The organism is Yersinia thracica (assembly GCF_902170565.1).
Classification (GTDB): domain Bacteria; phylum Pseudomonadota; class Gammaproteobacteria; order Enterobacterales; family Enterobacteriaceae; genus Yersinia; species Yersinia thracica.
Window position 1 is genome coordinate 19,691 of record NZ_CABHXX010000066.1, and the last position, 11,887, is coordinate 31,577.

An 11,887-nucleotide genomic window follows, 5' to 3' on the forward strand; every position below is an offset into this window, starting at 1 on the left:
GACGTTATAAAAACCCTGTTGGCGTTATAAAACATGGCCCGCCGTGAATATCACCCGGGCCACCGATAAACAAACAGCAAAACCACAATAGACACAGTAATGAGGGTTGTGGGCTATGGGTTTATCGGCCAGCAAAGAGATATCAGCGGCGAGCCAGCAGCACACCCAGTACCAAGCCTATAGCAGCACCAATACCGACACCTTGCCAAGGTTTATTATGGACATAATTATCGGCATTACCGGCAACATCACGCGCATGTTGTTTCAAGCTGGTCGAGCCGCTGAAACGCGCTCGGGCATCGCGTAAGACTCCTTCAGCATTGTGGCGCACCTTGGTGAGCTCCTCTTTTGTTTTGTCACCTGATGAGCGCAAAACATCGTCGAGAGTATCCGCCAGAAGGGTCACGTCCTGATCGAGATCTCTTTCCACTTTTTCTGATTTCCTGAACATTTGACTCTCCGTTCTGTTTGATGAACATTAAGGGTAGACCATCACAGCGCCGGTCAATCAGCTTCAGGAGTAATCCGAATAAGCAATAAACAGTAAGAACATGCTTTGTACATTTGGTTACTCAGCGAAACCAATCACTCACGGAAAGAAAAAATCCATTCCTCTATGATTCTTCCAACGGCTCCACCGGGGGCTTAGCGAAACAAACTCTGAGGATTTTAAAATGAAAAAAGTATTAGCGCTGATCGTTGCTGCAACCATGGGTCTGTCTTCTGTTGCTTTCGCTGCCGAAACAACTGCGGCCGCTACAGCAGCACCAGCTGCAACCAGCACTACTGCTGCTGCTCCAGCTGCAGAAAAAGCTGCACCAGCTAAAGCCACTCATCATAAAAAACACAAAGCCACTAAACAAACTACCGAGCAAAAAGCACAAGCCGCTAAGAAACACGAGAAAAAAGCACCCGTTCAAAAAGCACAGGCCGCTAAAAAACATGTGAAGAAAGCACCCGCTCAAAAAGCACAGGCCGCTAAAAAACATATGAAAAAAGCACCCGCTCAAAAAGCACAAGCCGCTAAAAAACACCATAAAGCCGCTAAAAAATCAGTAACTGCTCCAGCTGCATAATAACGCCGGAATGCGGGTGACACTGCCCCGCACAGTCGAGCCAATTCTAGACACCCGGTTAATCCCGGGTGTCTTTTTTTATAGGCTAATCATCATGATCAATCGCTATCTGTTCGAACTGATTTTCAGTGTGATGACTCTGTGTGGTGTATTACTCGCCTGTGCGCTGTTTCTCACCGATTCTGTCATTTGACATCAATGTAAAATATGCTGCCGATACAGGTAGGCTATGATTTTCTGGACGGTTTGTTGATGCAATTTTTCCCGTTCAATGGTCGGTGTCGCACAGATAAAAGCCTCTTCTTCCTCTGCCAGGATAGCGACAGCCGCCGGTTTACATAGCGGTAGGAAATCAAAATGCCCGCTATTGGCTAACGTCACAGTGGTCACCGCCGGTTGATTCAGTTGTTTTACCCATTTTTCGCCGCCCAGACTCAGTGACTCATTGGGGGTAATAAAATACTGGGCGTTAATTAATAGCAATGGGGCGTTCAAATGCCGCAAACTGCTGTTTTGATAAAAAGGGATCATACCGGGGTCTAGGGCAATCGCGAAACTCAGGCGTTTATCTGCATAATTCCCTTCAAATTTTTCAGCAGATAACGGGTCTAATTTTACCCCGGCGCGGGTATAAAACTGGCAATTAGGTTGCTCAGGTTGTTGTTGGCAAGCAGCAATAAAACGTGGCAGTGAAAGTGTTGCTCCCAATGCCGCGATAGCGCTGTAACCCCCTTTGGAATGACCTATTACCCCGATGGGCTGTTTATCCAATGTAGCTTTCCAGTGCGGATCTGACAGCAATGCATTGATGATAAAAGAGATGTCTTCAGTTTGCAGCCATACTTGAACCGATTGCTCTGGGAGTGAATCACCGGTGGTGCTACCCGGATGATTGGCGGCGACTACCACCATACCTTGCTGCACCAACTTATCTGCCAACCATGCCAGACTGGCATTGTTACCGCCGCTGCCATGGCTGAGTATCAATAATGGGAACTGTCCCTTAGCAAGGGGGGCGTCGGGTAAAACAGAAATACCACGGAAAACGGTATTATCCCCCAGTTGTTGGGGTTTTCCCTGCTCGCTTGTGGGGTAGTAAATCACGCTATCAAGTTGGCGCTGGCGATGAACATCATTGAATGAAACTTGGGTTATTGCGGTTTGCCAGCCATAACTGCTGAGGGGGAAAAGCAGCTGTAAACCGAGGAACAAAAAAAGCTTTCTCATTGTGCAACACCTTGATTGATTGGGTTTCCCATGAGCTTAGTGGCGCATCAATTTGCCTGCGACCTCGATCATGATCCAGTCCCTGATCCTGCTTGTTTTGAATCATCTGGCTGTCTACACTGCAAAACAGCTATTCACGATATTTATTTGTTAAGGCAAGGTATGCCGCTGATCCCGGTCTCTTTTCTGTTGTCCCTATTATGTTGTGGCTTGTTTTTTTATTTGATTAAAAGTGGTCGGCAGGGGGTTTTCCTGCTGCTGTTATTGCTGGTTTGTGCACTACAAAGTGCGCTGATTGGGTTGCGCTACGGTTATCAGATAGCCCTGTTTAATGGCTTGCAACCTATTGTGGCCATGACTATCCCGCCATTGATCTATTTGGCTTTATTAAGTACCGCACAAGGGAATATGGCATTTGGCCAAGGCTGGAAACAGGGTTTAGCGCCTATCGGCACGGCGATTTGTGTCTGGCTGGTGCCCCAGTGGCTCGATGCCATCGTGATTATCAGCTATTTGTCATATGGCGCGGCGGTACTGCTTTATTTGCGCGCCGGCGAAGATCGTCTGCAACAGGTTTCGCTAGAAAAAAGTTGGCTCAGTTACCGTTTATGGCTATTGATGGCGCTTATGTTGATCGGCTCGGGGCTGGGCGACATAATTATCAGTGTGGATTATGCCTTTTTTGCCGGGAACCAGGCAGGGCTGATAGTCAGTGTCAGTAATTTACTGATTACGTTGGTCATGTGCTATACGCTGCTCACCAGCGCCCATCGTGAAGAACCGATGACTGAGCGACTGAAGAGTGATACACCGCCGAGCGAACCGCTGGATGAATTGTTCTCTATTATTATATCGACCTTAACACACCATAATCTGTATCTGGACAGCCAACTTAATTTATCTAAATTGGCCCGTAAAGTCGGGGTACCTGCGCGCAAAGTATCACAGGCGATTAATCAGCAAACGGGGCAAAATGTCTCGCAATATGTCAATCAGTTGCGTATTGAACGGGCAGCACAGTTATTAGTTACCACCGCGCTACCGGTGATCGATATTATGTTGCAGGCCGGGTTTCAAACCAAATCCAACTTCAATCGTGAGTTTATGCGAGTGAAGGGTATGACTCCGTCACTGTGGCGTGAACAGGTGGGGCCAGTTGGTGTGGAAAAATAAGTAATAATATTTTCTTATACATATCTGATTTAGCCCGCTCGTTTATCGGCGTATGGTGAGATCACTTTCTTATTTGTTTGAGCCCTGTTTATGTCTGCTGATTCAGCCCCTGCGGTGGTGAATAGTGCGCCACTTAGCACTCGCCAAATCAATAAACGTATCCTTTCGATTGTTATTTTTACTTTCGTTTGTTATCTGACTATTGGCCTGCCGCTGGCGGTATTGCCCAGTTTTGTCCATAACCATTTGGGTTACAGCAACAACAGCGCCAAGATAACGCCATCCGGCTCGATGGCATGTAGACTATTCTGAAATAGTCGGTTTGAGCCAATAAAGACGTGGTTTCCCTTATTTATTACGGTAAGGTCGCTCAATAGTAGTTAAAAAGAGGGAAGATACATGTATTTACGGCCAGATGAAGTGGCTAGAGTCTTGGAGAATGCCGGCTTTGTGCGGGATTATACGGTTGATCAGGCTTACGGTTATCGGAAAGCGGAGCATTACGTTTATGTCAACCGGGAAGCTCGCATGGGCAGGACAGCGTTGATTATCCACCCAGCGCAAAAAGAGAAAAGTTTGTTGTTTGCCACACCCACGGCAACACTTCGTATCAGTGATAAGTATCTCGAATTTCCACTTTATCTTGCTGGGGAAACAGAAGATCGCTACGGTATTGCCCACGGTTTTAGCTCAAGAGAAATGTTATTGCGCTACCTGAACAGTATGTTCCCGTAAACTATCCTATTCTTGCCGTACTCTATTTCAGCGCGCCGTAATGCCATCATCAATGCAGCACGGCGTCTGCTTCTTGGTTAAATTGCAGATTATAATTGCGGCGAAATTGCGCTAATTCAAAGGCATCCAAATCCAGCTCAGCAAAATAGAACAAAGCCGCTTCAGTATGCTCGGCCGTTAGCATGGGGGAAATATGCGAGCGCACCAGCGTAGTTCGCCATTGCATCACATTTTCGTCGGAAGGATCTTTGATAAAGGTTTGGTAGATAAAGACCAGATAAGCCGCCTTTCTGACATCTTCGGCATAACCATTGCTGGTGGAGCGAATAAACATTTGTGTTTGGCGCTGCCCCATTTCTTGCAGCATTGACTCAATATAAATTGGTTTTATCTTCAGTAAATTAGCCAGTGTATCCACGGCTTTGCGGGTATCTGAGGTCATTACACGATAACCCACAATAAAAACCACGATTAAAACAGCAATAATTATCCACGTCATGTAGTGTTTCTTTGCGCCATAAAAGGTGAAGTTGACAACGTAAAATTATCTGGCTGTTAAATCGCTGTCCTCGATAAATCAACGAAGTGATTACTGATTATCGCCACTGAAGTTATCACTATTTTTCTGCTGATTATTCAGATGGTGATTAAACGCGGCGGCATCTTTCGCTAGGGCATCCAAGTGAGCACCCAGCATTTTGATCTGCCTGACCAGAGAATGTTGCTCGGGCAAGGTATTCGCGGTGTTAAGCTTTCTCAGTAGCATGTCATTTTTAGCACGCAATGCTGTTTCCCGCGCTTTTGACTGCTCCAGCTCATGTTGCAGCGCGTTGTAACTTGCCTGCCATGTCTGATGTTGCTTCTCAAAAGTTGACTGCAACTCACTCATTGCATTAAGAAACTTGGTTTCAATCTCACGCATTGTCATTGCTTTTCCTTTATGACGGCTTCCGATTTTCAGTGGCAGTATAGCGAAATCTGAGCATAACCTCACCCGCTAGAATGTGTCTTTCATTGCAGGTATTAGCAACATAACTGTGATGTTTTATCACAATTTTTTTTAATCTTTCATTAATCCACGAAATAAATAAGCCTTGCTATTAATATCTTAGCATGCGTTAATACCCTCATCGGTTTGTAGCACAGACCTATTTATGTAAGCCATTTAAGTAAAGCAGTTCCTAGTTAAAGCGATATTTTTAGACATCACTTCTCCGACGAATTTCCTTCTTTAGTGCCCCCATAAGTAACTCTTGATGAACAGACCTCAATTGCCACGTATTGGCACAAAATTATGAAGGAAGTATCTCTATGTCTAATAAAATGACTGGTTTAGTAAAATGGTTTGATGCAGGTAAAGGTTTTGGTTTTATTTCTCCTGCAGACGGTAGCAAAGATGTATTCGTACATTTCTCTGCAATCCAAGGTACTGATTATAAAACTCTTGATGAAGGCCAGAACGTAGAGTTCAGCATCGAGCAAGGCCAGAAAGGCCCTTCAGCTGTAAACGTAATCGCACTGTAATTTACACTGCTGTAATACAGGTTTCGCTGTAATAGAAAGCCACGTTCTTAGTTGAATGTGGCTTTTTTATTATTTCGAATATTTAAACTGTCATCTTTGAGTTTGTCTCTCTTTCCTGTGAATCGCGATTATTCTTGGCACTCATTATGAGGTAGCTGGTAGAGTAGTCGCGGTTTGGTTGATTACGGGAATTCTGTATGCGCTCTGTTTATCTGTGGGTGGTCGTGGTGGCAATTAGCATCACTGCACTGGTATCACAATTCAGCTTCTTTTTCATTGAACCTCAGGCGAATGTTAGCGAAGGGAAAGTTTTGCTGCTCAAACGCACCCCAAAAATGGGTTTTATTGATAGCCCTAGGGGTTATTGCCAGCGCGAATATCCCACTGAAGACTCGATACGCTGCGAGTTGAGGGTCTTGCCTCCGCTACTGGAAAGTACCCATGCTATTTATGAACTGCCATTTAGTGATTATTTTTACGAAATGACATATCAAACTCCACAGTAAGTTTTTCTATCAATGACTCTGAACTCAATATATTCGCGCCATATTAAGTTTTTTAATATGAGTCACTATTAAATAGTTTCATTACGTTAATATTTATTACGGACAGATTAATCCGAACGAATTACGGGGAGACTCGAGTACATACCCTTTTGATCTCACTATTTTTTGTGACTTTTATAGATGTAGATCAATTTTATTTATAATACATTTTATTTCTGCCTTGGTTTTTTTTGATTTCCCTCATCTAAACCTGATATTTGTCACATAAATACTTTAATACACCAATAAATGAGGTGAAAATTAGTCATTAATGCTAATTAATATGTGCATTACCCATATTAATGTTTAGTGCTACGCTTAATTACTTGTTGAATCTTTGTCTGACAGGCAACGCCCTATATTCGCTAGCTAATTTATCAAAGGATGATTCATGTCTAAACGTCTATGGCTCCGAAATACCTTGCTGACAGCGGCTTTATTAAGTGCTTTTTCTGTTCCAGTGAGTGCCACAACTCACACACTACAATTGGCTATCGGTGATGAGCCGACTGAAGGTTTTGACCCCATGCTCGGCTGGAGCCATGGGAGTTATCTGCTGCTGCATAGCCCTTTACTCAAACAAAATGAAGATCTCAGCTGGAATAGCTTTTTGCTGAATGACTATAAAACCAGTGATGACGGCAAAACCTGGACTCTGACACTTAAACCTGACCTCAAATTCTCCGACGGTTCACCTCTGACAGCCAAAGATGTGGTGTTTACTTACAACAATGCGGCGGCCAGCGGCGGCAAAGTTGATATGGGTAACTTCCTCAGCGCAGAAGAAATTGACCCTCTTAATGTTCGTATTCAACTGAAAGCGCCACAAAGTACCTTTGTGAATGTTTTGGGTTCACTGGGGATTGTTTCAGCGGATAAATACGATGCAAAAACCTATGCACAAAAACCTATTGGTGCTGGCCCCTACCGCCTGGTGAGCTTCCAGCCGGGCCAACAAATGATTGTCGAAGCGAACCCTTATTATGCGGGTAACAAAAATGATTTCGATAAGCTGATTTTTGTCTTTCTTGATGAGGACAGCGCTTTTGCTGCGGCCCAAAGTGGGCAGTTAGGTGTCGTCCGTATTCCTCCATCCATGGCGGTTGGCCCGGTTAATAATATGAAGTTATGGGTCAGGCCGAGTGTAGAAAACCGGGGCATCGTATTCCCGACCCTTCCGGCAGGTAAAAAGGATGCACAGGGTTATCCGATTGGGAATGATGTCACTGCGGATGTTGCGATTCGCCGTGCCATTAACTATGCCATCAACCGCCAACTGTTGGCTGACCAAATCATGGAGGGTCATGCAATCCCCGCCTATACCGGCGTGCAGGGTTTGCCATGGAATAATCCGGATTCCGCCATCAAAGACGGTGATATTGAAACAGCCAAACAGATATTGGAGCAAGCTGGCTGGACGCTAAACAGTGCGGGTATCAGAGAGAAAAATGGCGTCCCGGCCAAAATCACACTTTGGTATACCAGCGGGGATACCACTCGCCGCGACTTAGCGCAGGCAATACGTTCCATGCTCAAACCTATCGGTATTGAGGTTGATTTGAAATCCGGTAGTTGGGAAACCGTAGAACGGAATATGCATGCCAACCCTACGCTGTTTGGTTGGGGAAGCCTCGACCCGATGGAGCTTTACCATCATTACAGCAGCAAAGCGGCGGGGGTGGAATATTATAATCCTGGCTACTATCAGAACCCAGTGGTGGATAAACATCTGCAACAAGCGCTGGATGCCCCAACCTGGCAGCAAGCCGTGCCGTTCTGGCAACAAGTGGATTGGGACGGGACGACCGGTGCCGGTATTCGTGGCGATGCGGCATGGGCATGGTTACTGAATATTCAGCATACTTATCTGGCGAATAAATGTGTCGATTTAGGCAAGGGCGCGCCGGAAATTCACGGCTCGTGGTCGCTGCTTAATAGTCTCGATAGCTGGAAATGGACCTGTCAGTAATGAAAGGGTTTTCGCTATTTACTCTGCGTTTAGCTTGCCTGCTGCTGGTCACGGCAGTAGGCACCTTTACGTTACTGAGTTTCTCCCCAGTTGACCCCATCCGCGCCTATATTGGCAGTGATTTGCTGCATGTTCCACCGGAGCAGTATCCACTGATTGCTGCACGTTGGGGGCTGGATTTACCTTTGTGGCAGCGTTTCCTGCACTGGTTTACTCAAGTATTACAGGGAGATTTTGGTTATTCAATGCTGTACAACGCGCCGGTTTCACAAGTCATCGGCGAGCGTTTTGCTACCTCGTTCGCATTGCTATTCTCGGCTTGGTTATTCTCCGGCATTGTCGGGCTATTGATGGGGCTGACGGCAGGGCGCTACCTTAACCGCTGGCCGGATCGTGTGATTTCAAGTTTGTCCTATTTATTAGCCTCATTACCCACTTTCTGGATTGGTTTATTACTGTTGTCATTATTTGCAGTGAAACTGCATTGGGCGCCCATTTGCTGTGCATGGACCCCAGGGAGTAGCGCGGAAACCGCCAGTTGGAGTGACAAACTGCACCATCTTATTTTGCCGATGTTGGCCTTAGGATTATTGGGGGTTGGTAATATTGCGCTACATACCCGCGCCAAAGTGGCCGAAGTGATGAACAGCGAGTTTATCCGCTATGCCCAAGCGCAAGGGGATAAAGGCTGGCCCTTAGTCAATTTCCATATTTTGCGCCATGCCATTACCCCGGCGCTGTGTCTGCAATTTGCCTCGGTAGGTGAATTATTGGGCGGTTCTTTATTAGCAGAGAAAGTCTTTGCCTACCCAGGGTTAGGGCAGGCGACCATTGATGCCGGGTTACACGGCGATATTCCGTTATTGATGGGGATTGTGATGTTTTGCGCCATCTTGGTCTTTTGCGGGAACAGCATTGCCAATGCCCTGTTACACCGCTTGAATAGGGGGGCTGCGCGGCAATTATGACTTATAACCCAAACCGAGCTTTATTTCGGCTTTTTGTTTCATTGGCGCTATTAGCCATTTTAATTATCTATGGCTGGGCGGTATATCCTATTGAAATTCCAATGGATTTAATGGCCCGTCGCCAGCCGCCATCAACGGCCTATTGGTTTGGAACCGACAGCTTAGGCCGTGACCTGTGGTTGCGCTGTTTTCAGGGAATGACCACTAGCCTGCAAATTGGCTTGATTGCTGCCTTTGCCAGCGGCTTGTTGGCGATGATCACTGCCAGTTTATGTTCAATAAATAAAACACTGGATTATCTGATTCGTGGATTGGTTGACAGTATGTTGGCCTTGCCGCATTTACTGTTATTGGTGCTGATTTGTTTCACTTTAGGGGGAGGGAAGCACGGCGTTATTTTGGCGGTGGCATTAACCCACTGGCCGAAACTGGCCTTGATTTTGCGTGCCGAGATTTTGCGTATTCGTGAAACTGACTATGTCATGCTGTCACATCGTTTAGGTAACAGTAATTTCTACCGTTGGCGTCATCATCTGCTACCGTTATTACTGCCGCAATGGATTGTAGGTACACTGCTGATGTTCCCCCATGCGGTGTTACACAGCGCGGCACTCAGTTTCCTGGGGTTTGGGTTGTCACCTCATGAGCCGTCGTTGGGGATTTTATTGGCTGATGCACTTCGTTACCTGAGTAGTGGAGCATGGTGGCTGGCATTTTTCCCTGGCCTGATTTTGGTCGGATTGGTACTGATATTTGACCAGTTTGCCCGATCACTGCAACAACTCTGGGTGAGGATAGCCTGATGTTGAGATTTTCAAAATTTGCCATTGATGTTGCTCATTATCGTTGGCTTGGTCGAAAAAGCTGGCATCCTTTACTGAGTCACATTTCTTTGGAGGTGAATCCAGGGGAGTTAGTCGCGCTTGTCGGCGGCAGTGGTGAGGGTAAAAGTCTGCTATTGCAAAGTGCGCTGGGGTTGCTGCCAGAAAACATGCGTTGCCGTGGCGAGATTATTCTGGATGGGGAAGTTTTGTGCGCGCAAGACAAAATTGAGCGGCGCGGCAAAACATTATGTTATGTACCTCAAGGAGTTAGTGCCTTGAACCCCCTGATAAAAGTGGGGTCGCAAATGACCCGTGCCGCACAACTCAGTGGCGTAAAACTGCGGCTGGAAGATGTCGCGATGCAATTACAAACCTATAATCTCGCACCGGGGTTGATACATGACTTTCCGCGTCAGCTCTCCGGCGGTATGGCAAAACGTGTGCTGACCAGCTGTGCAACTCTGACCCATGCTCGCTATATTCTGGCTGATGAAGTGACTTCATGGCTGGATGATGAGCACGCCTGCCAGCTACTGACCCATTTGCGCGCTTTTTGCCAGCAAGGGCGGGGTATTTTATGGGTCACTCATGATTTGGCGCTGGCTGCGCGGTTTGCCGATAAAATTGCGGTGTTACATAAAGGCGAATTGCACGAAACATTGAGTGCCGATGAGCTGAAAAATAACGGCGGTAGCCCGTGGTTGCAATCACTATGGGCGGCATTGCCGGAGCAGCAATTTGTCAGCCAGCCGATATCGCCAGCGGAGGTGGCAGAATATGTTTAGTGTCGACCATCTGACTATTGAGCAAGGGGGGAAACGGCTGTGGGATTCGGTCTCATTTTCGTTGAAACCGGGTGAGCGATTGGGGATTTCAGCACCCAGTGGTTTTGGTAAAACCACCTTGGGGCGAGTGTTGGCACAATGGCAATCGGCAATGTCAGGGCAAATTTTAATCAATGGCGCGCCACTGGCTAAAAAGGGCTACTGCCCTGTTCAATTAGTACCTCAGCATCCTGAACAAAGCTTCAATCCTTATCGGACAACTGGTGAGAGTTTGCATGATGCCTGGCGGCCTGATGCACAGTGGCTTGAGCGAATGGCGGTTAATCCGGTTTGGCTAAAACGGCGGCCTGATGAATTATCTGGCGGGGAATTAGCCCGCATTGCTCTGTTGAGAGCTTTGGATCCTCGAACCCGTTATTTGATTGCCGATGAAGTCACCGCGCAATTGGATGCCCATATTCAAGCCCAAATTTGGCAAGTTTTATTGGAGGAGGCTGCTCGCCGCCCGTTAGGATTAATTGTTTTCAGCCACAATAAATCCCTATTGGAGAAAGTGTGCTCACGTATCTGGATACCTGAAAGAAAGCATGAAAAACCGACTTACTCGCAGCCAGAGCTAAAGCCTCATCTCGGTTTGGCCATGATAAAAACAGGTTGAATTCGGTGATCATCCATGGGAGGTAAATAAAAAATTAACAATAAAGTCATAATGGGTGACTGAATAAGGGGTTTTTATAGACATGAAATTATAAAGATCTTGACTAGGGTCATGTTATTTTTAAATAGTTAAAACTGTTATCTGCCAGACAGGAGGAATAACTGTTAACATAACGAATGGATAAGGTTTCATCATTGCGGTGATGCGCCGGTGAATATTCATTTGTCATGAGTGTAAACTTAATTCTAGATGTATTTCTAATGTTGAGGTGTGTTTTTATACACCATTTCACAAGGTTGATATTCCTTGTGATTTATCCTGCTTGCTTTTTATCCTAAATATTTTTTAGCATAAACCCTCTATTTAAATCCCATAAAAACTTTATTCGTGATAAATATAAACA

General features: G+C 46.0%; 14 protein-coding genes and 1 pseudogene. 11 read left to right on the top strand and 4 right to left on the bottom strand.

What is annotated here, in order from left to right; genetic code table 11:
• Positions 1-142 precede the first annotated feature (142 nt).
• Positions 143-451 (bottom strand): ElaB/YgaM/YqjD family protein, encoded by a 309-nt coding sequence (locus tag FTA91_RS07575; protein WP_050116060.1) that lies wholly within the window; start codon positions 449-451, stop codon positions 143-145.
• A gap of 223 nt (positions 452-674) precedes the next feature.
• Here FTA91_RS07575 and asr point away from each other — a divergent pair, with 223 nt between their 5' ends.
• Positions 675-1,076, top strand: a complete 402-nt coding sequence (gene asr, locus FTA91_RS07580) for an acid resistance repetitive basic protein Asr (protein ID WP_145583139.1) — start codon at positions 675-677, stop codon at positions 1,074-1,076.
• Between the two features lie 195 nt (positions 1,077-1,271).
• Here the strand turns inward: asr and FTA91_RS07585 are convergent, their stop codons facing one another.
• Positions 1,272-2,303 carry an alpha/beta hydrolase family protein gene (locus FTA91_RS07585; protein WP_186377350.1) on the bottom strand — a complete coding sequence of 344 codons (1,032 nt, stop codon included), beginning with the start codon at positions 2,301-2,303 and terminating at the stop codon, positions 1,272-1,274.
• Between the two features lie 162 nt (positions 2,304-2,465).
• Between FTA91_RS07585 and FTA91_RS07590 the strand changes: the two genes are divergently transcribed.
• From FTA91_RS07590 to FTA91_RS07600, 3 genes and pseudogenes are all read left to right on the top strand, one after another.
• A complete protein-coding gene (locus FTA91_RS07590) occupies positions 2,466-3,476 on the top strand; it encodes a helix-turn-helix domain-containing protein (RefSeq protein WP_050116164.1) in 1,011 nt (336 codons plus the stop codon).
• Positions 3,477-3,566: 90 nt separating this feature from the next.
• Positions 3,567-3,737 (top strand): annotated as a pseudogene (locus tag FTA91_RS07595) (MFS transporter); the annotation flags it as partial.
• 138 nt (positions 3,738-3,875) lie between these two features.
• Entirely contained in the window at positions 3,876-4,211 is a 336-nt protein-coding gene (locus FTA91_RS07600; RefSeq protein ID WP_050116065.1) for a DUF2002 family protein, read from the top strand.
• Between the two features lie 49 nt (positions 4,212-4,260).
• On the opposite strand, the gene FTA91_RS07605 is transcribed toward FTA91_RS07600, so the two are convergent.
• Positions 4,261-4,710 carry a DUF1198 domain-containing protein gene (locus FTA91_RS07605; RefSeq protein WP_050116066.1) on the bottom strand — a complete coding sequence of 150 codons (450 nt, stop codon included), beginning with the start codon at positions 4,708-4,710 and terminating at the stop codon, positions 4,261-4,263.
• A gap of 90 nt (positions 4,711-4,800) precedes the next feature.
• Entirely contained in the window at positions 4,801-5,139 is a 339-nt protein-coding gene (locus tag FTA91_RS07610; protein ID WP_050116067.1) for an MbeD/MobD family mobilization/exclusion protein, read from the bottom strand.
• Positions 5,140-5,522: 383 nt separating this feature from the next.
• Between FTA91_RS07610 and cspE the strand changes: the two genes are divergently transcribed.
• The 7 genes from cspE to FTA91_RS07645 all read left to right on the top strand — a co-directional run bounded on the left by cspE (position 5,523) and on the right by FTA91_RS07645 (position 11,484).
• Positions 5,523-5,735, top strand: a complete 213-nt coding sequence (gene cspE, locus FTA91_RS07615) for a transcription antiterminator/RNA stability regulator CspE (protein ID WP_145540583.1) — start codon at positions 5,523-5,525, stop codon at positions 5,733-5,735.
• Positions 5,736-5,932: 197 nt separating this feature from the next.
• Positions 5,933-6,241 carry a DNA-directed RNA polymerase subunit beta gene (locus FTA91_RS07620; RefSeq protein ID WP_145536005.1) on the top strand — a complete coding sequence of 103 codons (309 nt, stop codon included), beginning with the start codon at positions 5,933-5,935 and terminating at the stop codon, positions 6,239-6,241.
• A gap of 430 nt (positions 6,242-6,671) precedes the next feature.
• Positions 6,672-8,249, top strand: a complete 1,578-nt coding sequence (locus tag FTA91_RS07625) for an ABC transporter substrate-binding protein (RefSeq protein WP_050116069.1) — start codon at positions 6,672-6,674, stop codon at positions 8,247-8,249.
• Complete coding sequence (locus FTA91_RS07630; protein WP_145583141.1) at positions 8,249-9,217, top strand: ABC transporter permease; 969 nt, start codon at positions 8,249-8,251, stop codon at positions 9,215-9,217. Before FTA91_RS07625 ends, FTA91_RS07630 begins: the two co-directional genes overlap by 1 nt.
• On the top strand, positions 9,214-10,020 hold the full coding sequence (locus FTA91_RS07635; protein WP_050116073.1) for an ABC transporter permease: 807 nt from the start codon (positions 9,214-9,216) through the stop codon (positions 10,018-10,020). The genes FTA91_RS07630 and FTA91_RS07635 overlap by 4 nt, the downstream gene beginning before the upstream one ends.
• Positions 10,020-10,826: an ATP-binding cassette domain-containing protein gene (locus FTA91_RS07640; protein WP_050116075.1), complete on the top strand. Its 807-nt coding sequence runs from the start codon at positions 10,020-10,022 to the stop codon at positions 10,824-10,826. Before FTA91_RS07635 ends, FTA91_RS07640 begins: the two co-directional genes overlap by 1 nt.
• On the top strand, positions 10,819-11,484 hold the full coding sequence (locus FTA91_RS07645) for an ATP-binding cassette domain-containing protein (protein ID WP_145583143.1): 666 nt from the start codon (positions 10,819-10,821) through the stop codon (positions 11,482-11,484). The genes FTA91_RS07640 and FTA91_RS07645 overlap by 8 nt, the downstream gene beginning before the upstream one ends.
• The last annotated feature ends 403 nt before the right edge of the window (positions 11,485-11,887 follow it).

What these genes read in the sequence shown, in the direction of transcription:
- FTA91_RS07575 (WP_050116060.1), bottom strand. Translation starts at nt 451, where the DNA reads ATGTTCAGGAAATCAGAAAAAGTGGAAAGAGATCTCGATCAGGACGTG.
- asr (WP_145583139.1), top strand. Translation starts at nt 675, where the DNA reads ATGAAAAAAGTATTAGCGCTGATCGTTGCTGCAACCATGGGTCTGTCT.
- FTA91_RS07585 (WP_186377350.1), bottom strand. Translation starts at nt 2,303, where the DNA reads ATGAGAAAGCTTTTTTTGTTCCTCGGTTTACAGCTGCTTTTCCCCCTC.
- FTA91_RS07590 (WP_050116164.1), top strand. Translation starts at nt 2,466, where the DNA reads ATGCCGCTGATCCCGGTCTCTTTTCTGTTGTCCCTATTATGTTGTGGC.
- FTA91_RS07600 (WP_050116065.1), top strand. Translation starts at nt 3,876, where the DNA reads ATGTATTTACGGCCAGATGAAGTGGCTAGAGTCTTGGAGAATGCCGGC.
- FTA91_RS07605 (WP_050116066.1), bottom strand. Translation starts at nt 4,710, where the DNA reads ATGACGTGGATAATTATTGCTGTTTTAATCGTGGTTTTTATTGTGGGT.
- FTA91_RS07610 (WP_050116067.1), bottom strand. Translation starts at nt 5,139, where the DNA reads ATGACAATGCGTGAGATTGAAACCAAGTTTCTTAATGCAATGAGTGAG.
- cspE (WP_145540583.1), top strand. Translation starts at nt 5,523, where the DNA reads ATGTCTAATAAAATGACTGGTTTAGTAAAATGGTTTGATGCAGGTAAA.
- FTA91_RS07620 (WP_145536005.1), top strand. Translation starts at nt 5,933, where the DNA reads ATGCGCTCTGTTTATCTGTGGGTGGTCGTGGTGGCAATTAGCATCACT.
- FTA91_RS07625 (WP_050116069.1), top strand. Translation starts at nt 6,672, where the DNA reads ATGTCTAAACGTCTATGGCTCCGAAATACCTTGCTGACAGCGGCTTTA.
- FTA91_RS07630 (WP_145583141.1), top strand. Translation starts at nt 8,249, where the DNA reads ATGAAAGGGTTTTCGCTATTTACTCTGCGTTTAGCTTGCCTGCTGCTG.
- FTA91_RS07635 (WP_050116073.1), top strand. Translation starts at nt 9,214, where the DNA reads ATGACTTATAACCCAAACCGAGCTTTATTTCGGCTTTTTGTTTCATTG.
- FTA91_RS07640 (WP_050116075.1), top strand. Translation starts at nt 10,020, where the DNA reads ATGTTGAGATTTTCAAAATTTGCCATTGATGTTGCTCATTATCGTTGG.
- FTA91_RS07645 (WP_145583143.1), top strand. Translation starts at nt 10,819, where the DNA reads ATGTTTAGTGTCGACCATCTGACTATTGAGCAAGGGGGGAAACGGCTG.